Here is a 21,118-nt window from a genome sequence, read left to right as displayed (position 1 = left end):
GCGCGGCACAACAGGCAGCTGGCGGCAGCGGGTCCCATGGATCATTGCAGGCATGGCAATGCTGTTGCTGGCCGCATGCAGCCAGGTTCACGTTGTCAGGTCAAACCAGGCCAGGACCTATGCAGGGCTCACCATGCACGGCGAGCGCCGGATGGAGATCGTGCCAGCGGGCAGCTCGCATGGGCGCTTTCAGACGGTGACTCTCGCACCCGTCCTGCTGATGCCAGAGGTGGCCGCAACGCTGGGCCCGGGCATTGGCGAGCGCCTCAAGGCTGCCGTAAGCAGTCAGCTGCAGCGGCAGATCGACAGGCGCCTGGGCCGGAGCCTGACCGGGGCAGGGCAGCCGGGAACAGGGCTGTTGCTGCTTGCAAGGATCACCTCGGTGAAGGAGGCCTCTGCTGGCCTGAACATTGCCACATCGGTCCTTGTGGGGCCGGTAAGCAAGGGGCGGCTTTCCCTCGAGATCGAGGCGATCGACGCTAGCACTGGCAGGCAGGTAGCACTCCTGCTGCTGGCCGACGAGGCGGACATGAGAGACATCCGAAAAAGCTACACACCGGATGGCCATGCCAAGGCGCTTGCCGGTCGGCTTGCGATTGATGTGGTGGAATTCATTGCGCCGATGGTGAGACCACGCCAGCCTGTTTCACCATCGGCCGGATGAAGAGCGCCACCGATGCCGCGGTGGCGGCCCAGCCAAGTCCATCGGGGTGCCTGTCGCCCTGCCATCGCGTAGATGGCTCACTCTAGCCCTTGGCCGCGCAACTGCGTACGAAGGGGGAAGTGCAGGGGGTATGCCGCTCGAGGGCAGGGGAAGCCCGTACCCTCACACCATTCACTCCACAGCAGCGAGAATGGCCTACCGGGTGCGCCCATTGTGCGGCCCGCCCACCGAATGCAGGAACGCTGAAATGTCCAACACCCCCTTTGGTGAATCGTCATGCGCTGCCGCCGCCAGCGGTTGCGTCGAGGTGCGCGGTGCGCGCGAGCACAACCTCAAGAATGTCGACGTCTCCATTCCGCGCAATGCACTGGTGGTGTTCTCCGGCGTATCAGGTTCCGGCAAGTCATCGTTGGCCTTCGGTACCGTCTTTGCAGAGGCGCAGCGGCGCTACTTCGAGTCCGTTGCGCCGTATGCCAGGCGCCTGATCGATCAGGCGGGCGTGCCGGATGTGGACGCCATCGATGGCCTGCCGCCGGCAGTGGCCCTGCAGCAGCAGCGCGGGGCCAGCAATACGCGTTCGTCAGTGGGCAGCGTGACCACCCTGTCCAGCCTGGTGCGCATGATGTACTCGCGTGCGGGTGCGTACCCGGCCAACCAGCCCATGCTGTACGCCGAGGACTTCTCACCCAACACGCCGCAGGGCGCCTGCACCACCTGCCATGGCCTGGGGCATGTCTACGAAGTGACCGAAGCACTGATGGTTCCGGACCCCTCGCTGAGCATCCGCGAGCGCGCCATCGCCTCCTGGCCGCCGGCCTGGCATGGCCAGAACCTGCGCGACATCCTGGTGACGCTGGGCTACGACATCGACGTGCCGTGGAAGAAGTTGCCGAAGAAGGACCGGGACTGGATCCTGTTCACCGAGGAAGCGCCCAGCGTGCCGGTCTATGCCGGTTTCACGCCCGCAGAGACGCGTGCTGCGCTCAAGCGCAAGCAGGAGCCCAGCTACATGGGCACCTATACCGGCGCGCGCCGCTACGTGCTGCACACCTTTGCCAATACCCAGAGCGCGCTGATGCGCAAGCGCGTGTCGCGCTACATGGAAGGCCGGTTGTGCCCGGCCTGCCACGGAAAGCGCCTGAAGCCGGAGGCGCTCTCGGTCACCTTTGCCGGCGTGGATATCGGTGAGTTCATGCGGCTGCCGCTGGACCAGCTGGCGGCGCTGCTGGAGCCCATCGCACAAGGTGATTTCGGCGCGCACAGCAAGGGCGCTCGCACCAGCAGGAGCGCGACACCCCGCGATCGCGCCCGGAGGGCCGCGAGTGGCCAGGCGACCCACGAGGGCGCTCCGGACGTGCGGCTGACCTCCGCCCTGTCCGAAGAGAAGCGCCTGGCGGCACAACGCTTGGCAGGCGGGGTCATGGCCCGTGTACGCCAATTGCGTGACCTGGGCCTGGGGTATCTCTCGCTGGACCGCGCCACGCCAACCCTGTCGGCCGGCGAACTGCAACGCCTGCGGCTGGCCACCCAGCTCAGCTCGCTGCTGTTTGGCGTGCTGTACGTACTCGACGAACCCTCGGCCGGCCTGCACCCGGCCGACAGCCAGGCGCTGTACGACGCGCTTGAGCGCTTGCGCGATGGTGGAAACTCGGTGTTCGTTGTTGAACATGACCTGGAGTTGATGCGCCGCGCGCAGTGGCTGGTGGATGTTGGGCCCGAGGCGGGCGAGCACGGTGGCCAGGTCCTCTACAGTGGCGAGCCCAACGGCCTGCGCCAGATCCAGCAGTCGCGCACGGCGCGGTATCTGTTCGACCAGGTGCCCGCACCCGCGAGCCGGCAGCGCAACGCGAGCACCTGGCTGGAGCTGCAAGGCATCCATCGCCACAACCTGCAGGGCGTGGACGCACAGGTGCCGCTGGGGCTGCTGACGGCCGTGACCGGCATTTCCGGTTCCGGCAAGTCCAGCCTGATGGCGCAGGCGCTACCCGAGCTGTTGCTGCTGCACCTCGGGCATGAGCCTGCGGACGACAACGCCGATAGCGCGCCCACCGACGGGCCGACCGTGATCGAAACGACGCGGGGCACATTGGCAGGCGATATGGACGCCATCCAGCGGGTGGTGCAGGTCGACCAGAAGCCCATTGGCCGCACGCCACGCTCCAACCTGGCCACCTATACCGGGCTGTTCGATCACGTGCGCAAGCTGTTCGCCGCCACGCCCGCCGCGCGCCGACGCCGTTTCGATGCGGGCCGCTTCTCGTTCAACGTGGCCAAGGGCCGGTGCGAGACCTGCGAGGGCGAGGGGTTCGTCAGCGTCGAACTGCTGTTCATGCCCAGCGTCTATGCGCCGTGCCCGACCTGTCATGGTGCCCGCTACAACGAAGCCACGCTGAAGGTGCAGTGGAACGACCGCAACATCGCCGACGTCCTGCAGATGACGGTTGACCAGGCGCATGCGTTCTTCAATGAAGAGGATGCCATTGCCCGCCCGCTGCAGTTGCTGCAGGAGATCGGCCTGGGCTACCTGCGGCTGGGCCAGCCGGCCACCGAACTTTCAGGCGGCGAGGCCCAGCGCATCAAGCTCGCCACCGAGCTGCAGCGCAGCCAGCGCGGGCGCACGCTGTATGTGCTGGATGAACCCACCACCGGCCTGCATGCATCGGACGCAGACAGGCTGTTGGTGCAGCTGCAGCGGCTGGTGGACGCGGGCAATACGGTGGTGATGATCGAGCATGACATGCGCGCGGTCGCACAGGCGGACTGGGTGATTGATGTAGGCCCCGGCGCTGGCGGGGCAGGGGGCACCATCGTCGCGAAGGGAACGCCGCAACAGGTGGCGCGCGCCAAAGGCAGCAGAACGGCGCCGTTCCTGGCGAAGGAGCTGGCTTCCCTGTAGCGCCGAGCCATGCTCGGCTATCGATGTCCGGCGCCGGAAGGCCAGCATCGAGGCAGCGCCTTCAACAGGAAACGGGCTCCGGCACATTGCCGGAGCCCCTGTTGTTTACTTTTCCTGCAGGAACGTCAGCAGATCCTGGTTGACCTTGTCCTTGTGGGTGTCGGTCAGGCCATGCGGCGCACCCGGGTACACAATCAGCCGTGCGCCCTTGATCAGCTTCGCCGACTGGCGGCCGGAGATGTCGATCGGCACGATCTGGTCGTCATCACCGTGGATCACCAGCGTCGGCACGTCGAACTTCTTCAGGTCGGCGCGGAAGTCGGTGGCCGAGAACGCGGCGATCGAATCGTAGGTGTTCTTGTGGCCACCCTGCATGCCCTGCGCCCACCATGCATCGATCAGGCCCTGCGACACCTTCGCGCCCGGGCGATTGAAGCCGTAGAAGGGGCCCGACGGGATGTCCTTGTACAGCTGTGCGCGGTTGTCCATCTGCGCCTTGCGGATACCATCGAACACTTCCATCGGCAGGCCATTGGGGTTGTCGGCGGTCTTCAGCATGAGCGGCGGCACCGAACTGATCAGTACCGCCTTCTTCACCCGGCCGGTGCCATGGCGGCCGATGTAGCGCGCCACTTCGCCGCCGCCCGTGGAGAAGCCCACCAGGGTGACATCGTGCAGGTCCAGCGTGTTGATCACCGTGGCCAGGTCATCGGCGTAGTGATCCATGTCGTTGCCATCCCACGGCTGGCTGGAACGGCCGTGGCCACGGCGGTCGTGAGCGATGACGCGGTAGCCATGATTGGCCAGGAAGATCATCTGCGATTCCCAGCTGTCCGAGTTCAACGGCCAGCCGTGGCTGAAGGTGACCACCGGGCCGTCCTTCGGGCCCCAGTCCTTGTAGTAGAGCTGCACGCCATCGGCGGTGGTGATGTAGCTGGCGGTGCGCGCGATGCTGGTGACCGCTGCCGGCTTGGCCGGTTCGGCGGCCTGCGCGGACAGGCCGGCCTGGACCGAGAGGGCGAGGGCGGCAACGGCCAGGGTACGGGCGAAGGTGTTCATGCGGAAACTCTCATGGGTGGGTGGTGAGGCGTACTTTGCGCCAGCAATCAGGCGCCTGGATGATGAAATGTCCGGATTTCTTGATAGATCGTCTTGCACGGTTGTGCACACACGAACCGCCAACCATTGCCCGTTGACAAGGGAGAACGAGCGTTCTACCTTTCAGCCATGCACAAGACCGGCACCGACACCGCGCAGAAGATCCTGGCCACCGCCGAGGCGCTGATCTACCAGAACGGAATCCACGCCACTGGCATGGACCTGCTGGTGAAGACCTCCGGCGTTGCCCGGAAGAGCATCTATCGGCACTTTGAAAACAAGGACCAGGTGGCCGCTGCGGCATTGAACGCGCGCGACGTGCGCTGGCTCGCCTGGTTCCAGCAGGAGTGCGACAAGGCCGACACCCCGGAAGCACGCATCCTCGGCATGTTCACCGTGCTCAAAGGGTGGTTCCAGTCCGAGGGCTATCGCGGCTGCGCCTTCATCAACACCGCAGGCGAGGTCGGCGACCCCGACGATCCGATTCGCCACATCGCCAAACATCACAAGCAGAAGCTGCTGGATTACACGCTGGAACTCACCACGCAACTGGATATCAAGCAGCCCGCCGCACTGGCGCGGCAGCTGCTGGTTCTCATGGAAGGCGCCATCACCGTCTCGCGCGTGATGGGCGACTACACCGCCGCAGACACTGCAAGGGATGTTGCAAAGGTGTTGTTGGAGCAGGCCAGGCGCTGACGCCTGAGCCATCAAAACCCGTCGAAGCACCCCGTTCATCCACTTGATTGGAGGCCCCACCGTGTCCATTGAAGCACCCCGTCCGCCACTTCCCCCGTTCACCCGCGAATCGGCCATCGAGAAAGTGCGCCTTGCCGAGGATGGCTGGAACACCCGTGATGCCGACAAGGTTTCGCTGGCCTATTCGCTGGACACCGAGTGGCGCAATCGCGCCGAGTTCACCCATGGCCGCGAGGAGGCCCGGCAGTTCCTGGCCCGCAAGTGGAACAAGGAGCTTGAGTACCGGCTGATCAAGGAGCTATGGGCCTTCACCGACAACCGCATTGCCGTGCGCTACGCCTATGAGTGGCATGACGACTCCGGCAACTGGTTCCGTTCCTATGGAAACGAGAACTGGGAATTCGGCGCCGATGGCCTGATGCAACGCCGCTTTTCGTGCATCAACGACATGCCGATCAAGGAAAGTGACCGCAGGTTCCACTGGCCGCTGGGGCGCCGCCCCGATGATCATCCGGGGCTGTCTGATCTGGGCATGTGATTCGCATTGCTTCCCGGAATGCAACATCACGCCCCCCTCCACGGGCCTACCGCAGCAACGGTGTGCTGCCTAGGCTGATCGCACACGGCACACGCCGTGTTCCTGGCTCACCGCTTGCGCAGTGGCCCGCCTTCCCATGAACCCTTCGGCCCGCTTGGCGGGCCTCTGTAGAGTCGCGCCATGCTCGACTATTGCCTGCCACCACGCCGCGCGCCTCAACCACGCCGCTAGCGTCCGCTTCCGGCCAACGGATGCACTCCTCATGTAAATCCGGCTAAGCTGCGGGGCGTCCACGCGTGGAAACGCCAGATCCCCTCAAGAGGCTGCCATGGAACCGCACTATCAGCTGCTGGCGAGCGTGCTCATGGGGGTGTTTGTCTTCCTGTTCTTTCTTGCACGTGACTACTTCAAGAGCCTCGGCTGGATGCTCGGCCCGTTCGACCCCAATCTAGGGTATCCCTCTGCTGCCAAGCTCATCTCAGCAGCCAACAAGACCATGCTCGTGATTGGGGCGCTCGTGTTGATCTGGGCCTTCATCGGGCCTTCTCCGTACCGCAGGAACTGGGAACTCGAGGCCATGGGCCTGGCCCTGGGGGCGTTGGCCTGCTATGTGCTGCTCATCCTTCTGGCGTCTTCCCGCAGTCGATCCACACGGCAATGAGTCCAGCATCACGCACGGCCGTGGCAGCTCGCCCGGACCACAGCGGTTGCTGACCACCGACGCGGCACCGTATCCGAGCGCCGCATGATGCAGTTCCGCAGGCCAGCCCACGGCGCGCTGTGGGCCTGTCTGGGCAGCTTTACCCGGGCATCAATACGCTGTCCACCAGGCGCACGTTTGCCAGAGGCGGCGTTGAAGATGACCGGCCAGCAGGCTCGGCCGACGATGCAGGCACACCCTGGACAGGCTTCACAGATCTGTACTACCCAGACGGGCATAGTGCCACTTGGGTAGTCTGAGCGCGTCCATCCAGCCACGGGGTTTCCCCGAACGCCAGGAGGTCACTGTGCCAAGTTGGGACGAAGGAATGAAGTTGACGCGTCGCCAGGTGATCGCCGGCGGCGCCACGACCATGGCGATGTCCGCCGCACCGGGGGCGTCATCGCTCGCCGCCGAACTGGCGGCGTCCCCACCGCCCAGGCCGCCGGTCATCAGCACGGTGGCGTTGACGGTCAACGGCAAGCATCGTGAGCTCGAGCTGGACACGCGGACCACGCTGCTCGACGCCCTGCGCGAACATCTGAAACTGACCGGCACCAAGAAAGGCTGCGACCACGGTCAATGCGGTGCCTGTACCGTGCTGGTCAACGGTGAACGCATCAATGCCTGCCTCAGCCTGGCGGTGCAGCACCAGGGCGATGCCATCACTACCATCGAAGGCCTCGGAACCCCTGATGACCTGCATCCGATGCAGGCCGCCTTCATCAAGCATGACGGTTACCAGTGCGGGTATTGCACGCCGGGGCAGATCTGTTCGGCGGTGGCGGTACTGGACGAGATCAAGCGCGGTGTCCCCAGCCATGCGCAGGCCGATGTCAGCGCACGGCCGCAGGCCACCAACATGGAAATGCGCGAACGCATGAGCGGCAACCTCTGCCGCTGCGGCGCGTATTCCAACATTGCCGAGGCGATGCAAGAGGTCGCTGGCGCGGCCTCTGGAAGGGGGCGCTCATGAAGGTCTTCAGTTACGAGCGCGCGAAGTCTCCTGCCGAGGCCGCCAGGGCCGTCGCCGGCACCGAGGGCGCGAAGTTCCTGGCGGGAGGAACCAACCTGCTCGACCTGATGAAGCTGGAGGTCGAGACGCCCGCGCACCTGGTCGACGTGCAGGACATCGGCCTGGACAGGATCGAACCCACGGACGACGGCGGCCTGCGCATCGGCACGCTGGTCACCAATACCGCGCTGGCCTCGCATGAGCGCGTGCGCCGCGACTACGGTGTGCTGACCCGCGCGATCGTGGCTGGCGCGTCCGGGCAGCTGCGCAACAAGGCCACCACCGGCGGCAACCTGCTGCAGCGCACGCGCTGCCCGTACTTCTACGACCCCCATCTGCCCTGCAACAAGCGCCTGCCCGGATCAGGCTGCGGCGCGCTCGAGGGGTTCTCCCGGCAGATGGGCGTGATCGGCACCTCGGACAGCTGCATCGCGACCTATCCGGGCGACATGGCGGTGGCCTTGCGTGTGCTGGACGCCTCGATCCAGACCATCAAGGGCGATGGCAGCACGCGCAGCATTCCGATTGCCGAGTTCCATCGTTCCCCCGGCGACACGCCGCAGCAGGACAATGTGCTGCAGCGCGGTGAGCTGATCACCCACGTCACGCTGCCGGAGCCGCTGGGCGGCCGGCACGTGTACCACAAGGTGCGTGACCGCGCGTCCTATGCGTTCGCACTGGTTTCGGTCGCCGCGGTCGTGCAGCGTGACGGCTCGGCGCGGTTCGCGTTCGGCGGGGTCGCGCCGAAGCCGTGGCGCATCGAAGCAGCCGAACCCCTGCTGCGCGACAGCGTCAAGGCCGCGACCCGGCAAGTGTTCGCCGGTGCCCGTCCAACGCAGGAGAACGCGTTCAAGATCGCGCTCGCCGAGCGCACGCTCGCAGCCGTCCTGGCCGAAGGAGAGCGCTGATGCCCCTCGAATTCAACGCCCCCGCCGGCGACAACCTGTTCGACAAGGCCAAGGTGGTCGGCAAGTCGACGCCGCGCATCGACGGCCCACGCAAGACCACCGGCACCGCCCCGTATGCCTACGAGCGCCATGACGTCGCGCCGAATCAGGTCTACGGCTACATCGTCGGCGCGGGCATCGGCAAGGGGCGCATCATCTCGATGGATGTCTCCCGCGCACGTGCCGCCCCCGGCGTGCTGGCGGTCATCACCGCACCGGAAACCAAGCCGGTCGGCAAGTCGAACTGGAACAACGCGCCACTGTTCGGCGGGCCCGAGGTCGCCCATTACCACCAGGCCATTGCCTGCGTGGTGGCCGAGACCTTCGAGCAGGCCCGCGCCGCTGCGGCGTTGATCCGCACCCGTTACGAGCGCGGCAAGGGGCGCTTCGATTTCCCAGCGCTCGCGCCGTCCGCGCCGCTGGCCAAGGGGCGCGGTGGCAAGCCCGACCGGCAGACGCTGGGTGATTTCGACAGCGCTTACGCGAGCGCGGCGGTCAAGCTCGACGAGACCTACCACACAGCCGACGAAAGTCATTCGATGATGGAGCCGCACGCCACCATCGCCGCCTGGGAAGGCGACACGCTCACCCTGTGGACCTCGAACCAGATGATCGACTGGGCCAGGCAGGGCATGGCCGCGATCCTCGGCATCGATGCTGGCAATGTGCGCGTGGACTCGCCCTATATTGGCGGCGGCTTCGGCGGCAAGCTGTTCATCCGCGCCGATGCGGTGCTGGCTGCACTGGCCGCCAAGCAGGTCGGGCGGCCGGTGAAGATCGCGCTGCAACGCCCGTTGATGCCCAACAACACCACGCACCGGCACGCAACCATCCAACGCGTCCGGATCGGTTGCGCGAAGGACGGCAGGATCTCCGCCATCGCCCATGAGAACTGGTCGGGCAATATCAACGGCGAGGACGGCGAGAACGGCACCCTGCAGACGCCCAAGCTCTATGCAGGCGCCAACCGCCTGGTGGCCAACTACATCGCCACGCTCGACATGCCCGAAGGCAATGCGATGCGCGCGCCGGGCGAAGCACCGGGCCACATGGCGCTGGAAGTGGCGATGGACGAAATGGCCGAGAAGCTGGGCCTCGACCCGATCGCGTTCCGCATCCTCAACGAACCCGAGGTCGTGCCCGGTGATCCGTCCAAGAAGTTCTCCGACCGCAACCTGGTGCGCTGCCTGCGCGAGGGCGCGGAGCGCTTCAACTGGAACAAGCGCAACGCCAAGCCGGCGCAGGTACGGGAAGGGCACTGGCTGGTCGGCATGGGCGTGTCCGCCGGCTATCGCGGCGCACCGACGATGAAGTCGGCGGCGCGGGTCCGGCTTGACGGCCAGGGCGGGGTGATCGTGGAAACCGACATGACCGACATCGGCACCGGCTCCTACACGATCATCGCGCAGACGGCGGCCGAGACCATGGGCGTGCCGCTGGACCGGGTCCAGGTGACGCTTGGCGACTCCCGCCATCCGGCCTCCGCCGGTTCCGGTGGCCAGTGGGGCGCGGCAAGCTCCACCGCAGGCGTGTACGCGGCGTGCGTCAGCCTGCGCCGCAAGGTGGGCGAGAAACTGGGCTTCGACGGCGACACCGCAAACTTCGCCAATGGCCGTATCCAGGCGGGTGGGCGGACCATCGACCTGGCCGAAGCGGGGACACTTTCGGCAGAGGACGGCATTGCCTTCGGCGACTTCAAGCAGGGCTACGACGTCGGCACCTATGCAGCGCATTTCTGCGAGGTCGCCGTGCATGCCTACACCGGAGAGACGCGCATCCGCAGGATGCTTGCCGTATGCGATGGCGGCCGGATCCTCAACCCGCTGTCCGCACGCAGCCAGGTCATCGGCGGCATGGTGATGGGCGCAGGCGCGACCCTGATGGAGGAACTGGTGGTCGACAAACGGCTTGGTTTGTTCGTCAACCACGACCTTGCGGGCTACGAAGTTCCCGTGCACGCCGACATTCCGCACCAGGAAGTGGTCTTCCTCGACACGCTGGATCCGGTGATCTCGCCGATGAAAGCCAAGGGTGTCGGTGAGCTGGGCATCTGTGGGGTCGGGGCCGCGATCGCCAATGCGGTCTACAACGCCACCGGTGTGCGCGTGCGCAACTATCCCATCACCCTGGACAAGCTGTTGCCCGGCTTGCCCGACGTGGGCTGACCCTTGCGCATGGACCGACCCGTGGCCTCACCCGTCCTGGAGGCCTCTGCGGCAGAGGGAGTGGAGCCCAGAGATCCTGCCGCGCACCTGTCCGCAGCGCCGGGCTTCCTCACCGAAGGAAGCCCGCGCGGCGTGCTCGAGACTGCCTTGACGCGCGTGCGCGCGGGGGAGCACGCCGTGCTCGCGCTGGTGCTGGAAACCGATGGCTCCACCTACGCCGGTGCCGGCGACATGGTGCTGTTCTGCAACGGCAACCAGACCGGCTGGCTCAGCGGCGGATGCCTGGAGCCCGAGCTCGCGCGTCGCGCGGAGCAGGTGAGCGCGGCGGGGCAGGTCGATTGGATCGAGATCGACACCCGCAGTGACGATGACCTGTTGAGTGGGTCCGCGCTCGGCTGCCGCGGCCGGCTTCGGATTGCGCTCCTGCCATTGCGTGCCATGTCCGGCATCGACGACGTGATCGAGGCGTGGTTGCGCGACGGTGTGTCACTCCAGCGCGACCTTCGCACCTCGGGGCAGATCGTTTTCCGCGCCGGCCATTGCGAGCAGGCATGGCAGCTGCATCCGATGGACGGGGCGCAGCGCTTTGGAGAAGCAGCGTGGCGTTTGCCGTTGCCCCGGCTTCCGCGGGCCCTGGTGTTGGGGGGCGGTCCCGAAACGCCCTTCCTGGTTCCGTTGCTGCGGGGCCTGGGGTGGCGGGTCAGCGTGGCCGAACGACGAGCGCGCTGGTCCTCAGCGAGGCAGGGCGCGGATGCACAGCTCCAGGTGAGCCCGGCCGAGGCTCTTCATGCCGACCCGTGCGACGCGGTGCTGGTGATGCACCACGACTTCGAGCTGGACCGCGAGGCGCTGGTGGCCCTGGCCGATACCGAGGTTGCCTTCATTGGACTTCTGGGTCCGCGGCGAAGGCGTGAGGATCTGTTCAAACTGCTGACACAGGATCAGCGCAACCGCCTGTCTTCCAGGCTTCGATCACCGGTCGGCCTCAACATCGGCGGGCGGGGGCCGGAGGCGATTTCGCTCAGCATTGCCGCGCAGCTGCAGCAATGGCGAAGCACCGCCGGCACGTGACGGCCGCGCATGCGGTCGTCGTGCTTGCTGCGGGCGGCAGCACCCGGCTTGGCCAGCCCAAGCAGCTTCTGACCCGGCAGGGCGAGACCCTGGTGCATCGCGTGGTGCGGCTGGCGCTGGAGCTCGTGCCAGCGCAGGTGTTGGTGGTGGTGGGCGGGAACGCACAGGCCGTGACATCCAGTATTTCCGGACTGGATGCCACCCCGGTAACCAACCACCACTGGGAAAGCGGCCTGGCCAGCAGCCTGCAGGTTGCTGGCACACACCTGCTGCCCAGTGTGGCCGCCGTGATGGTTGTGGCATGCGACCAGCCCGCGATCGAGCACGCCCATCTGCAGGCGTTGCTTTCGGGGGTCAGCGCGTCTGCGTCAGGATGCGCTGGCACCCGTCACGGAAACGCCCTTGGCGTTCCTGCAGTGGTGCCGCGCGCATGGTTCAATCAGGTGGGTGCAAGCGGTGACCGCGGCTTCGGAGCGCGCTTGAGGCAGCTTCCCATCGATGCCGTGCATGTCCTTCAAGCGCCGGAGCTGGGCCTGGATATCGACACGCCAGAAGATCTCGCGCGTGCGCGCCTTGCGGGCTGGATCGATGCCGGGAGGTGAGTCGTCGGCTACGATGGTGGCGCCGGCATCTGCGCCGGCGGGCAGGGGGACGCAATGGATATGCAGGCAGAGGGCGGATTCGATTCGCCGGACAGGACCAAGCACCAGGAACTGACCTTCCACTGGCTCTACCAGCGGGTGCAAGGGCTGGTTGAACATAGCATCTATCGTAAGGCGGGGAGGGTGGAGACCTGGTCGTTTCGCATCGGCATGGGTGCGGCGATCATCGGCATACTTACTGCTCAGCTTCCGGATCGGTGGTTGCCTACTGGCGCGGTACTCCAGGTGGTTATTGCCTGCCTTGCAATCGAAATCGGGGGCTTCGTTGTTGGAGGCGCCTTGGCCGCCCGCAGAGGCATCCACCAATTCAGTCAGCCACGGCTGTCGCACGCCAAGGAGATGGACGGTGACTTCGCCCACTGGCAAGCGGTGGTTACCGAGCTTCGCCGTTTCCCTCGCATTGAGCGCGAGCGCCGCCTCAAGTATGTCAGTCAGCTGCGCAACAACATGATCGAGCGCATGGGCCTGATGTACGGCGGGCTGCAACGCCTTGGGCCATTCCCGCTGCTCATAGCGTTTTATTTGCAGTTCCGGGGATGGAAATGGGGCGACTGGGCAGGCGCCTTCGACGTCAGCCTGGTCGGCGGGTTGTTGATCCTCGCCATGGTGGTTCTGTACCTGTTGGGCTGGATGCTGATCAGCATGCGCATCCGCCTGGACACCTACGTCGCCTTGCTCGAAGGCTCCATCCACGAACCTGAGCCGCCGCAGCCCGCGCCTCTGTAGAGTCGAGCAATGCTGGACTACAGCACACCACATGGCGCCCCACCAGACACATCGCAAGCGAGAATCCGCACCCCCTTCTTCAAGACAAGCTCTGGGCATCCAGATCAAGGGAACTGCGGAAAAACACCCGCATGTGGAAAGGACAATAGCAATCTTGAGGAACAGGTGGATTTCATGAGCGAGGGCGGCGCCATCAAATGACCATATGCAGGGTAACCGGTCTTCTCATATGCCTTGCGGGTGCCGGGTTGGTTAATGCGCAGGTGCCCCCTCAGCCGGACAGGCCGATAGTTGAGCTTGACGGCTCGATCGCAACGGACAGCGCTGCGGTGCTTGATGACAAGCAGCTACTTACGTTGATTGGGCGCGCAGATGCAGGCGACGCTGAGGCGGCGTTTCGGATTTCACGCCACTTTGAGGGCAAAGGCACGGCCGGCAGCTCCCATATGTGGCTTGTCTATGCCGCAGCGCTGGGGCACCCGATTGCACAGTACAACGTGTTCTTCATGTTGAGGGACAAACAGGACTGTGAGTCATCCAATGAAGCGTACGCATGGCTCAAGAGTGCCGCGCTGAAGGGAGTGAAGGGCGCGGATTCCGAGCTAGAGCAAGCGGCTCGCATGGCGGCTCAGCGATGTGCCAGAAAACGATAGGAAGAGAGAATCCATCTACGAAATGAGCAGATACAATCGATTTCTTCAGGCTTACTACATCATGTTCTTCTGGGCACTCAGGCTGGTTGCCTGCCTTGGGGCTGCCGTGAATTCAGTATTCCTTGCTTTCGTGCTGATTGATCTTGCTGAAGGTAGCCGAGACTATGGGTTTGCGGGCTTGGCGTTTGTCGCTTTCTCTCTTTGCGTGGCATTTGCCATGTGGAAAATCGGGTCTGTCGGCCTGCTTCGTTTCCGGCAAGCGAAGGCATCATAGGTCTTACCAGATCGTACGGTGCTGGAACGCAATCTACCGGCAGGGCCACATCATGCAGCTACGGAGGAAGGGACATAACATGAACGGATTGATTCGAAAGTGTTGTGGCCTGGCTGTGGCGATCGGACTCGGAGTGGCGCTGTTCCCGCCTGTTGTGCTTGGATCGGAAGCAATTCAGACCTCAGAGTCGACTGTGATTTCTGCCTTCTCCAGGGCCTGTCAGGACTTTAGCCAGAAGCTGAAGGCACAAGCACATGGCACTCCTGGGCTGGATCGGCACTTGGCGGATATTGCTAACTACCAGGCAATCGTCTACCTGGAGGGCTCAAGAGTGGTTGTGCAGCTCATGCCGCTTCCCTATGGGGACTCCAGTGTTCGCGGAGGCGGCGGGAAGTACGTCGTCGAGGGCGGTCCCGATGGCGAAATGACTTTCGAGCCTTACCGCTAGCCGAGAGGGGCATCAACCCACGCCCTTGTAGCGTCGAGCCAGGCTCGACTACTGCATGCCACATCGCACCCCCTCATGCGCCTCGCCTGCGAACATCTGCAGCACCCGATCCAACAGAACAGGTTCCGGCACGTCTGCCAGTACCTGCTCCAAATAGCCCAACGGCTGCAGCTGCCATTGAAGCAACGTACCAAGCTGCAGAGCCGCGGGCGCCCGCTGCTCCGCGTCCAATGAGACCCCCAGCAGCAGATGTTGCGAGCGCCTCTCCAGCCACAGCACCGGTACGTCTCGGCAATGAACCTGGAACTCGGCATCTCGATGCCGCTCGACAAACTGGAAGCCCTGTCGTGGCCGAGACTCCACGAACTGCATCGCCTGGCGGCGCAGTTGTGAGAATCGATCGTCGTTGATGCTTTGGAACCCGATAGGCAAGGGCACCGGTGGCGCCGGCCACTGCGCCTGTGCCATAACCACCGCGACGAGACAGAGCGCGGTGGCCGCCCAGCGATGCCGCGTCACTCAGCCGTCCGGGCGCACCCGTATGCTGGCGTGCGCCGCCAGCCCCAATCCGGCCATGATCAGCCCTTCCATGACGCGCGGGCCGACGTATTGCTCCAACTCGCCGTTCTCGCGGGCGCGTTGTGCGGCCAACAGGATTTCCAGCACCACGCGAAGGCCGGCCAGCGAGCAATCGGTATCCGCCAGGGCGATGCGTCGACCGGGCATCTGGTGGCGCTCTGGCCAGGGCTGACCGTCGGAGGCGGCACCGGCGCCGATGCTGTGCAGCAGGGCGATGAGCGTATTCGGATCCAGCACGGGGCCGCTGGCGGGCGCGTCGTGGATCGGGTGCGGGGCAGGGGAGTGGGGCTGGGTCATGGCAGGGCTCCTTGCGTGCATGCAGAAGCCGCCACCGATAAAGGTGGCGGACGGTGCGAGGTTCGAAACCCGGTCTACGCTAAAACCGGCAGGCACAAGGCCTCCGCGCACCGCCCGCCATAGCCGGCCGACGGATTGCCAGCCGGCACCACCTGATGGGTGATGCCGGCTGGCAAGCGTTTACTTCAGCGTAGAACCGGGGTTTCGAATCCCGACCACCGATGCACGGTGGCACGGCAAGGAATACGCGGACCTATGCGTGATGCCAATGCAGTAAGGCCGATGCCGACAACACTTTCAACATTTTCAGAATCGTTGCATACGGCGCAATGAGGCTGGAGCATTGCGCTGTAAGGCTGTCGGCGATGTCGGCGGTCCAAGCCTGACGGGTGTCGGCATCCGCCCGGCGGAGCCATGAGCGAGGCGGATGCGACAGGATTACCAAGGGCTGGCAGGCGTCAGTAGCCTTTCAACGCGACCTTGGCCCGCTCCAGCCACGCGGCATTGTGGCTGCGCGCATGGCGCGACCAGTGCTGGGCATCGTCGATGATGCTGGCGAACAGGCTGCGGGCCTGCTCACGGTCGGCGGGCTGCGGTTGCGCCATCAGCCACTCGGCGTACAGGCAGCGGGCGGCCGCATCGTTTCCCCATTCCACAGCGCGCTCGAACGCGGCGCGGGCGTCGGGCGACTGGGTGGCGGCCAATGCCTGCGCATAGAGCAGGGTCTGTTCTGGCTTGCGGCGCACATCCGGATGGCGGGCGAACAGGCCGTCCAGCGTCTCGACTGCAAGTGCGGCGTGCCCGGACTGGAGGCGAGCACGGGCAAGGCCGGTCAGAATGTAGGGGTCGTCGGCCAGCGGCGAGCTGGCTGCTTGCTCAAGCAGGGTTCTGGCTTCCTCCGCCTGGCCGGCATCGAGCAGCGTCATGCCCAGGCGAACCCGATTCTGCACGGTGGGCGTGCGCGCCAGCTCGGCGCGGGCGTTGCGGAGGTCCTGGCCCGGATCCATGAGCTGCTTGGCGGAGCGGACGACCTGCCGGGCGCCGCGCGAGTGGCGGACTTCCGGGAAGTAAATCGCCAGGAAGTAGACGACGCTGCCGAGCAGCGGGAATGAGAAGAGCAGGATGAGCCAGTAGAGGCTCTGGCCCGAGCGGATGGCGTGCACCGCGAAGTAGATGGCCGCCAGTACGTGGAGTCCGATTCCGATGTAGGGCATGTGTACCGCCTCGTCCTTGTGAGGGGTGGAACTGTAGTTAGGAGGAGAGATGTGCCAACTGGACGGCGGCGTGAGCAGGCTAGAGATTATGCGAATGGCCCCGCTCCCCGCCGAGCATGTCTAGTCGAGATAAGCCTGCGTTATCGGGGGTGGGGTAGAGGTCCGATTTTGGTCTGAAGCAGACATCTGCATCAACAGTAGCGTCTCGATAGTAGCCGACACCGGGCTGGCTTACATCTTCAACCACCTCGCACTGAAGGGTAACAGACTGCGGAAAAAGCGGATCCTAGTATAACCCGCGGTCGACGTGGGCTATGTGTCGGTCCGCACGCCATTCTTGTCCGATCCGTCGATAGTTGAGACTTCTTTCGCCGATATGGATATCGACATGCCGTCAAACTTCACTGTTCGGTTCTTGGGCGCATCGCCAAATGGGCGGTAGTCATACTCAGCGAATGGGATGTAAGCGACAATTCCGAGATACAGAAAAATAAGAAGCCTGGAGCTTCTCACTCCGATCTTGTATAGCCCGTCAGCATGAATTTGAAGGTCCATTTCGAGCCGCTCCACCTTAAACCAGAACGCTGCATCTTTATCAGAAGCGCCAGCTCTTTTTAGCCATTTATGCAGATGCGCAACTATGGCCTGGCGCTCTTTCTCAATGTGTAAAAATGAATGGCCATACACTGCATTCCGGATGGCATGCACCAATTTTGAATCAGCCTCAATATCCTTCTGCCAGGCCTTAAAGGCGCCGCCGTGCTCTTTGTCCCTTTTGAACGACTTAAAGCGATCATTAACTAATTTATTGAACCTAAAAGTGCCCAGGGTGAAATACTTGCTGTTTTGATCTGACACCAAGTTTCCAATACACTCCATTGAAAGGCCAAAAAATCCAATTGTAAGCGGCATCATGGAAATTCCATTCCTCAGTCCGACCAGGTAGTAATTCATGGCCTGCTCAAACAGCGCCTTTTCCCAGGCTGATGGATAATTATTTTCTTTCTCAAAGGCGGTATCTAAGAACTCTTGAAGCTGCTGCTGACTGGCGCTGAAGCCCCCCCTATTAAATGAATGCCTAGTGTCTTCTCGCTGGAATGGATCCGTACAGTCTTCACCAAAGAAAACTGACAACCAAGCGAGAAAGGTGTCATGATCAGCATGGCACTTTCCAGATGATATGGCGATTACTTTGCCGTCGTCGAATTCGCCATTTTTGAATTTTAATTCGTAATGGATCCCACAGTATGAAACATTCCAGACATCATCTGAATTGGCAATGTAGCAGTGCCTGAGGTGAATAATTATGTTACCCATTACGTTCCCTGTAAGAATTCTGCTCAATTTTCAAGCCGCCCCCATTTTATCGATCAACTCCTAATTGACTTGAGTGCAATTGCAGTTGGGAAGCGTCCCTTGGGTACGTTTCCCGAGACGCCACCATATCCCGCCAGCTTCTAGTGCGACGGTTGTAGACCTGCGAGTTCACTAAGTCGCCGCAGAGATTCAGCCAACCCCTCGGGGGCGGCCTTGGTCGTCTCTCCCAAATATCGCCAACATGAATAAACGCTTGTAGTTCCTTGATAGATCCATGCCCAATCATCGGGAGTGACATCTAAGAACAAGCGCCTTTGAGGGTCCAGAGGAGTGTTATGCCTCAGCAGATCCCCGCAATAAATTTGATTTGTACCAGCGAGCCCTTGAATTTTGCATGCAAGGTTGGCCGCAGGCCCGACTGCCGTCAGGTAGCTTCTATCGTGATCTGCAGATCCTCTCGCGGTGCCGATACGAGCCAAAAGCAGATCACCCATATCTAGTCCAACTCGGGCATCTACCGGCTCAATGCCATGCCGAGCGAGAAATGGATTCACAATACTCCCAAGAACGTAGAGCATTTCGGAAGCAGCTGCGAGTGCACTTCTTGCAGCAGTGGGGCCATCCTCCCCAATCCCAAGCACGCCCATGAGCCCGTCCCCAGTGTTTTTCTCGACATACGCTCCGTGTCGATAGAGAACCCTCATCATTGCCGGAATCACAGAATTAAGCATGAAGAGCGTGCTTCTAAGCTCATCATCGTCGGAAGATTTGGTCCGCTTTGTGAAACCGCGAATGTCGAAAAATATGACAACGGCCCTTACTCGGCGAGCGGAGCCAATCCGAAGGTCATCCACAGCGGGCGCAACACGTCCATTTGTGATGTCAGCCAGTCGATTGGGAAGGTTGGGCGCGGTCAGCTCGATGGAGGCAACATAGCCGTCATACACGGAAGCAGGAATGGAGTGTGTCATCACGGCCCCACCGCTACAGCCAGGACGAAGGAAGCGCAGGCGGCTGCAAACCATAGGATGGATCTGCGAACCGATCGCCCCTTCTTTAGAAGGACTGCGCTAACAAAGAAATTCTGCTTGGAGTATTCATACATTACTTGTTCCGGATCCAACTTTTGAAGAGATTCCTGATAGGCATTGACACTCCGAAACTTAGCAATATCAGCCCAAAATACATGTCCACTTCCACTATGGGGAGTTCGAGGCAGCACCACGAGAAGCGCACATAACGCGGCCACTCCTGCGAACGCAACGGCTGCAATTCTCAAGATCGGATCGGCCTTGTGCGCCTGATCTGATAGGCCCAAACCAATCAGCACAAGCGCAGCACCCGCAACCGCCGTCGCCTTGACATCCATCAGTTGGATGTACTGATTGAGATACCCATTAATTGCATACGGAAAATCTTGCCTATCCATCGGCGCGCCCTGAGAAGTGAATTGAGTGGCAGTATGCCAAACGGATAAGCCGTGCGCCCATACCCACGACTCATGTAGACCACATTGGACGTCTCGGCGTCAGATTCGGGATCACGCACGCCGAACCGTCGCTCTCGGCGAATTCTGAGGGCTTCAGCAAGGTAAATCACGCTGGATTTCGCCGTGGTCGAGGCTTTCCGGGCGGGCGCAGCGTGAGGGGCGGCCTCGGCCATCATCAACCTCCATTCGCGCGCAATGTTGCACGTCAAGGACCACTAGGTCATATCACTTGGTTCCAACTGGTGACCTTCAGGAGTAGACATATGCCCAGCTTGGAAACCGAAGTCAGCCCAGGCGCCGGCCAGATTAATTCGTTCCTGCGGATCGATCTTGCTCATGCTGCAATCTCATCCTTGTCGGGGGAGCCAACAGGGAGGCAAGAGCCAAGCCAGAGCTTCAGCCATTACCAAGCGGAGCCCACGAACCGGATCAGGCAGCTAAAGCATTTCGCATAATGTATAGACGGTGGCCCTATCAAAGCCCGTAACCGCGGCTTGAGCCTTGTAGGGTAGGGCGAAGCCAACAGCCAGGCACAGGGCCATTGCGGTCGCGGCCAGCTTCCTCCATACCGCCTTCTCTTCCCGGCTGATGGCCCGTGCCTCGCCGACGATTCCCAGAACACGCGCTAGCGGAATTCCACTCAACCCGGCGATGGTCGCGCACACCACAGGGTCGGGCAGGGCCCTTGCATGCCTGTAGTTGCTGATCGCTGAGCGGCCTACGCCAAGAGCCGCTGCGAGTTGGTTATCGCTGCTTACCCCCGCCGCGACCTTGCACGCGTCGAGCAGTGAATTGATGTCCTGCATGTTCATGCCCCTTGACAGGCTGTGTTCAAGGGGAATATACATGCACCCGATGTTCATTGACCTTGAACATCCCCGCCACCGGCACCCCAAGGCCGCTGGCGGGTTCCCTTGGGGTTGGGGGGCAAGGAAGAAGGACCGATGCAATCAAGCACCGAGTCAAATCTCCGGAATTCGTTCGGCCGCCTCTTCGAGCTTGATACCGATGGCATCGAGATCAGCCAGCGTTTCCCGAGCTTCAGGCCAGAGCGAATTGCTAGCGGTATCTATTGGAGCCTTCGGGTCGGATTTTTTAGTTCGCTCGAGCACCGTGGTTGCCTGCGACTCGAACAGGAGGAGAAAAGTCGCCAGCTTCACCTTCAACTCAACGTCCCGCTTATCCAGATAGCGCCAGGCCTCGTCGTCCAGCGGCACCAGCTTCAGAAGCTCCACGGCGCCCTTGGCTGCACCCTTGACTGTGCCAACCAGGAGGCCACCCTCGCTAGCCTTCTCAAAATCCACAGTCACCCTAAATGGCCTACGGACGATCTTTGCCCATTCCCGCAGGGCTTGTACGCGACCAGCGTGCATATGGTGATCTCTTCGAGCCGCCCTCTCCAGCTCGCTCTGCCTCAACAAATGAGCTTCGCGTGCGTACTTCCACGCGCCGTAACCGATAACCCATGTGCCGATTGCTGCAAGCCAGTCTCCAAGGCTTCCCCAAGGGAATTTCTCAGCACCTGCTCCGACCCACGCAAAGATCAACCAGCTGAGTGTGGCGGCAAGGCCGCCTGCAACCAAGCAGGCCACCAAGACATCTCCGATCTCGATCTTGCGCAAATACCACTTTCCCATTTCGCCCCCGTTACTGGGATTTTCAATCG

At 62.7% G+C, this 21,118-nt stretch carries 23 protein-coding genes; 13 read left to right on the top strand and 10 right to left on the bottom strand.

What is annotated here, in order from left to right; all coding sequences use genetic code 11:
* Window positions 1-52 precede the first annotated feature (52 nt).
* Together DFO63_RS01485 and DFO63_RS01480 are read left to right on the top strand one after the other, a co-directional pair.
* Window positions 53-664, top strand: coding sequence for a DUF3313 domain-containing protein (locus DFO63_RS01485; RefSeq protein ID WP_259337353.1), 612 nt, complete (start codon window positions 53-55; stop codon window positions 662-664).
* Window positions 665-911: 247 nt separating this feature from the next.
* Window positions 912-3,560 carry an excinuclease ABC subunit UvrA gene (locus DFO63_RS01480; protein ID WP_119006271.1) on the top strand — a complete coding sequence of 883 codons (2,649 nt, stop codon included), beginning with the start codon at window positions 912-914 and terminating at the stop codon, window positions 3,558-3,560.
* Window positions 3,561-3,665: 105 nt separating this feature from the next.
* Here DFO63_RS01480 and DFO63_RS01475 read toward each other — a convergent pair whose 3' ends face one another.
* Window positions 3,666-4,619: an alpha/beta hydrolase gene (locus DFO63_RS01475; protein ID WP_119006270.1), complete on the bottom strand. Its 954-nt coding sequence runs from the start codon at window positions 4,617-4,619 to the stop codon at window positions 3,666-3,668.
* A 168-nt stretch (window positions 4,620-4,787) separates the two neighbouring features.
* On the opposite strand from DFO63_RS01475, the gene DFO63_RS01470 reads away from it, so the two are divergent.
* The 11 genes from DFO63_RS01470 (at window position 4,788) to DFO63_RS01420 (ending at window position 14,556) form a co-directional block, all read left to right on the top strand.
* A complete protein-coding gene (locus DFO63_RS01470; RefSeq protein WP_119006269.1) occupies window positions 4,788-5,357 on the top strand; it encodes a TetR family transcriptional regulator in 570 nt (189 codons plus the stop codon).
* A gap of 61 nt (window positions 5,358-5,418) precedes the next feature.
* Complete coding sequence (locus DFO63_RS01465) at window positions 5,419-5,895, top strand: nuclear transport factor 2 family protein (RefSeq protein ID WP_087922607.1); 477 nt, start codon at window positions 5,419-5,421, stop codon at window positions 5,893-5,895.
* A gap of 328 nt (window positions 5,896-6,223) precedes the next feature.
* Entirely contained in the window at window positions 6,224-6,556 is a 333-nt protein-coding gene (locus DFO63_RS01460) for a hypothetical protein (RefSeq protein WP_014037205.1), read from the top strand.
* A gap of 367 nt (window positions 6,557-6,923) precedes the next feature.
* Window positions 6,924-7,571 (top strand): aldehyde dehydrogenase iron-sulfur subunit PaoA, encoded by a 648-nt coding sequence (gene paoA / locus DFO63_RS01455; RefSeq protein WP_119006268.1) that lies wholly within the window; start codon window positions 6,924-6,926, stop codon window positions 7,569-7,571.
* Window positions 7,568-8,518: a xanthine dehydrogenase family protein subunit M gene (locus DFO63_RS01450; RefSeq protein ID WP_119006267.1), complete on the top strand. Its 951-nt coding sequence runs from the start codon at window positions 7,568-7,570 to the stop codon at window positions 8,516-8,518. Before paoA ends, DFO63_RS01450 begins: the two co-directional genes overlap by 4 nt.
* Window positions 8,518-10,722: an aldehyde oxidoreductase molybdenum-binding subunit PaoC gene (gene paoC, locus DFO63_RS01445; RefSeq protein ID WP_119006266.1), complete on the top strand. Its 2,205-nt coding sequence runs from the start codon at window positions 8,518-8,520 to the stop codon at window positions 10,720-10,722. The genes DFO63_RS01450 and paoC overlap by 1 nt, the downstream gene beginning before the upstream one ends.
* A 9-nt stretch (window positions 10,723-10,731) precedes the next feature.
* Window positions 10,732-11,793 carry an XdhC/CoxI family protein gene (locus DFO63_RS01440; RefSeq protein WP_119006265.1) on the top strand — a complete coding sequence of 354 codons (1,062 nt, stop codon included), beginning with the start codon at window positions 10,732-10,734 and terminating at the stop codon, window positions 11,791-11,793.
* A complete protein-coding gene (locus DFO63_RS01435) occupies window positions 11,769-12,395 on the top strand; it encodes a nucleotidyltransferase family protein (RefSeq protein ID WP_119006264.1) in 627 nt (208 codons plus the stop codon). Before DFO63_RS01440 ends, DFO63_RS01435 begins: the two co-directional genes overlap by 25 nt.
* Before the next feature lie 54 nt (window positions 12,396-12,449).
* On the top strand, window positions 12,450-13,181 hold the full coding sequence (locus DFO63_RS01430) for a hypothetical protein (RefSeq protein WP_119006263.1): 732 nt from the start codon (window positions 12,450-12,452) through the stop codon (window positions 13,179-13,181).
* Between the two features lie 675 nt (window positions 13,182-13,856).
* Entirely contained in the window at window positions 13,857-14,108 is a 252-nt protein-coding gene (locus DFO63_RS21925) for a hypothetical protein (protein ID WP_147416382.1), read from the top strand.
* A 79-nt stretch (window positions 14,109-14,187) separates the two neighbouring features.
* Window positions 14,188-14,556, top strand: a complete 369-nt coding sequence (locus DFO63_RS01420; protein ID WP_147416380.1) for a hypothetical protein — start codon at window positions 14,188-14,190, stop codon at window positions 14,554-14,556.
* 48 nt (window positions 14,557-14,604) lie between these two features.
* On the opposite strand, the gene DFO63_RS01415 is transcribed toward DFO63_RS01420, so the two are convergent.
* From DFO63_RS01415 to DFO63_RS01385, 9 genes are all read right to left on the bottom strand, one after another.
* Window positions 14,605-15,075, bottom strand: a complete 471-nt coding sequence (locus tag DFO63_RS01415; protein ID WP_119006260.1) for a hypothetical protein — start codon at window positions 15,073-15,075, stop codon at window positions 14,605-14,607.
* Window positions 15,076-15,432 carry a hypothetical protein gene (locus DFO63_RS01410; protein ID WP_119006259.1) on the bottom strand — a complete coding sequence of 119 codons (357 nt, stop codon included), beginning with the start codon at window positions 15,430-15,432 and terminating at the stop codon, window positions 15,076-15,078.
* A 458-nt stretch (window positions 15,433-15,890) separates the two neighbouring features.
* On the bottom strand, window positions 15,891-16,646 hold the full coding sequence (locus DFO63_RS01405) for a tetratricopeptide repeat protein (protein ID WP_119006258.1): 756 nt from the start codon (window positions 16,644-16,646) through the stop codon (window positions 15,891-15,893).
* A 312-nt stretch (window positions 16,647-16,958) separates the two neighbouring features.
* On the bottom strand, window positions 16,959-17,963 hold the full coding sequence (locus DFO63_RS21920; RefSeq protein WP_147416378.1) for a hypothetical protein: 1,005 nt from the start codon (window positions 17,961-17,963) through the stop codon (window positions 16,959-16,961).
* 140 nt (window positions 17,964-18,103) lie between these two features.
* Entirely contained in the window at window positions 18,104-18,934 is an 831-nt protein-coding gene (locus tag DFO63_RS01395; protein ID WP_182474380.1) for an adenylate/guanylate cyclase domain-containing protein, read from the bottom strand.
* Complete coding sequence (locus tag DFO63_RS21915) at window positions 18,934-19,392, bottom strand: Pycsar system effector family protein (RefSeq protein ID WP_147416376.1); 459 nt, start codon at window positions 19,390-19,392, stop codon at window positions 18,934-18,936. The genes DFO63_RS01395 and DFO63_RS21915 overlap by 1 nt, the downstream gene beginning before the upstream one ends.
* A gap of 275 nt (window positions 19,393-19,667) precedes the next feature.
* Complete coding sequence (locus tag DFO63_RS22250) at window positions 19,668-19,790, bottom strand: hypothetical protein (RefSeq protein ID WP_259337347.1); 123 nt, start codon at window positions 19,788-19,790, stop codon at window positions 19,668-19,670.
* Window positions 19,791-19,889: 99 nt separating this feature from the next.
* Complete coding sequence (locus DFO63_RS01390) at window positions 19,890-20,300, bottom strand: DUF3693 domain-containing protein (protein WP_182474379.1); 411 nt, start codon at window positions 20,298-20,300, stop codon at window positions 19,890-19,892.
* Between the two features lie 114 nt (window positions 20,301-20,414).
* Complete coding sequence (locus tag DFO63_RS01385; RefSeq protein ID WP_147416374.1) at window positions 20,415-21,074, bottom strand: hypothetical protein; 660 nt, start codon at window positions 21,072-21,074, stop codon at window positions 20,415-20,417.
* Between the last annotated feature and the right edge of the window lie 44 nt (window positions 21,075-21,118).

It is taken from the genome of Stenotrophomonas sp. AG209 (assembly GCF_003550055.1).
Taxonomy (GTDB): Bacteria; Pseudomonadota; Gammaproteobacteria; order Xanthomonadales; family Xanthomonadaceae; genus Stenotrophomonas.
This window is presented reverse-complemented; position numbering and strand designations above follow the sequence as displayed.

Bases quoted from the DNA above. Each gene is read 5' to 3' on its own strand.
- DFO63_RS01485 (WP_259337353.1), top strand. From the start codon at position 53: ATGGCAATGCTGTTGCTGGCCGCATGCAGCCAGGTTCACGTTGTCAGG.
- DFO63_RS01470 (WP_119006269.1), top strand. From the start codon at position 4,788: ATGCACAAGACCGGCACCGACACCGCGCAGAAGATCCTGGCCACCGCC.
- DFO63_RS21925 (WP_147416382.1), top strand. From the start codon at position 13,857: ATGAGCAGATACAATCGATTTCTTCAGGCTTACTACATCATGTTCTTC.
- DFO63_RS01480 (WP_119006271.1), top strand. From the start codon at position 912: ATGTCCAACACCCCCTTTGGTGAATCGTCATGCGCTGCCGCCGCCAGC.
- DFO63_RS01475 (WP_119006270.1), bottom strand. From the start codon at position 4,619: ATGAACACCTTCGCCCGTACCCTGGCCGTTGCCGCCCTCGCCCTCTCG.
- DFO63_RS01430 (WP_119006263.1), top strand. From the start codon at position 12,450: ATGGATATGCAGGCAGAGGGCGGATTCGATTCGCCGGACAGGACCAAG.
- DFO63_RS01450 (WP_119006267.1), top strand. From the start codon at position 7,568: ATGAAGGTCTTCAGTTACGAGCGCGCGAAGTCTCCTGCCGAGGCCGCC.
- DFO63_RS01395 (WP_182474380.1), bottom strand. From the start codon at position 18,934: ATGACACACTCCATTCCTGCTTCCGTGTATGACGGCTATGTTGCCTCC.
- DFO63_RS21915 (WP_147416376.1), bottom strand. From the start codon at position 19,392: ATGGATAGGCAAGATTTTCCGTATGCAATTAATGGGTATCTCAATCAG.
- DFO63_RS01405 (WP_119006258.1), bottom strand. From the start codon at position 16,646: ATGCCCTACATCGGAATCGGACTCCACGTACTGGCGGCCATCTACTTC.
- paoA (WP_119006268.1), top strand. From the start codon at position 6,924: ATGAAGTTGACGCGTCGCCAGGTGATCGCCGGCGGCGCCACGACCATG.
- DFO63_RS01440 (WP_119006265.1), top strand. From the start codon at position 10,732: ATGGACCGACCCGTGGCCTCACCCGTCCTGGAGGCCTCTGCGGCAGAG.
- DFO63_RS01390 (WP_182474379.1), bottom strand. From the start codon at position 20,300: ATGTATATTCCCCTTGAACACAGCCTGTCAAGGGGCATGAACATGCAG.
- DFO63_RS01410 (WP_119006259.1), bottom strand. From the start codon at position 15,432: ATGACCCAGCCCCACTCCCCTGCCCCGCACCCGATCCACGACGCGCCC.
- DFO63_RS01435 (WP_119006264.1), top strand. From the start codon at position 11,769: ATGGCGAAGCACCGCCGGCACGTGACGGCCGCGCATGCGGTCGTCGTG.
- DFO63_RS22250 (WP_259337347.1), bottom strand. From the start codon at position 19,790: ATGAGCAAGATCGATCCGCAGGAACGAATTAATCTGGCCGGCGCCTGG.
- DFO63_RS21920 (WP_147416378.1), bottom strand. From the start codon at position 17,963: ATGGGTAACATAATTATTCACCTCAGGCACTGCTACATTGCCAATTCA.
- DFO63_RS01420 (WP_147416380.1), top strand. From the start codon at position 14,188: ATGAACGGATTGATTCGAAAGTGTTGTGGCCTGGCTGTGGCGATCGGA.
- paoC (WP_119006266.1), top strand. From the start codon at position 8,518: ATGCCCCTCGAATTCAACGCCCCCGCCGGCGACAACCTGTTCGACAAG.
- DFO63_RS01460 (WP_014037205.1), top strand. From the start codon at position 6,224: ATGGAACCGCACTATCAGCTGCTGGCGAGCGTGCTCATGGGGGTGTTT.